The organism is Cupriavidus numazuensis (assembly GCF_905397435.1).
GTDB classification, from domain to species: domain Bacteria; phylum Pseudomonadota; class Gammaproteobacteria; order Burkholderiales; family Burkholderiaceae; genus Cupriavidus; species Cupriavidus numazuensis.
Genome location: NZ_CAJPVI010000162.1, coordinates 1 through 741, shown reverse-complemented (window position 1 = coordinate 741; position 741 = coordinate 1). Strand labels below are relative to the sequence as shown.

Sequence of the window (741 nt, the reverse complement as noted above, 5' to 3'; positions counted from 1 at the left end):
CTCGATGGGGTTGAGGCCCGGGAACAACCAGCCACCGTCGAGCATCTTGCCCTGGGCATGGGCAACTCGCCACCAAACGCGCAGGCGTTCGAGCAGCACGGGAGAGAGCATCGCGTAGCGGTCCTTGCAACCCTTGCCCTGTTCGATGCGCAGGGTCATGCGCTCACTGTCGATATCGGTCACCTTCAACGCCACCACTTCGCTGGCGCGCAAGCCGGCGCCATAGGCGACCGCGAGCGCGGTCTGGTGCTTCAGGTTCCCAGCGGCCGCCAGCAGTCGGCCGACTTCGTCGGGACTGAGTACCACGGGCAGGGTGCGTGGAATTCGTACCGGTCTCATCTTGGCCATGCGTTGCGCATCGCCGAGCGTCACTTCAAAGAAGAACTTCAATCCGGTGATCGCGGCATTGAGCGAAACCGGGGAGATGCCGTGATCGACCAGATGGAGTTGATAGCGTCGTAGGTCCTCAGTGCTAGCCGTGTCGGGAGAGCGGCCGAGAAAGGCTGCGAACCGGCGCACGGCGCGGATGTATTGGGTCTGGGTCTTATCTCCAAGCTTGCGCATCCGCATGTCTTCGATCATGCGCTGGCGTAGCGGGCTGATGGTAGGCGTCGCGACTGACATGGCTGTGCTCCTGTCGAGGCTCGAGGCGAATTGCCTCGGTCCTCAACATAGGAAACAGCGCTGGCGGTTGAGTCACTTCGCGCTTGGCCGGAGGGTTACCGCGCGAGCGGTTTAGTC

Annotated in this window: 1 protein-coding gene; it reads right to left on the bottom strand. The window is 62.6% G+C overall.

The window, feature by feature from the left end:
- The coding region (locus tag KHO41_RS41010; protein ID WP_211958890.1) for a tyrosine-type recombinase/integrase at window positions 1-624 on the bottom strand (624 nt) is incomplete at its 3' end.
- Between the last annotated feature and the right edge of the window lie 117 nt (window positions 625-741).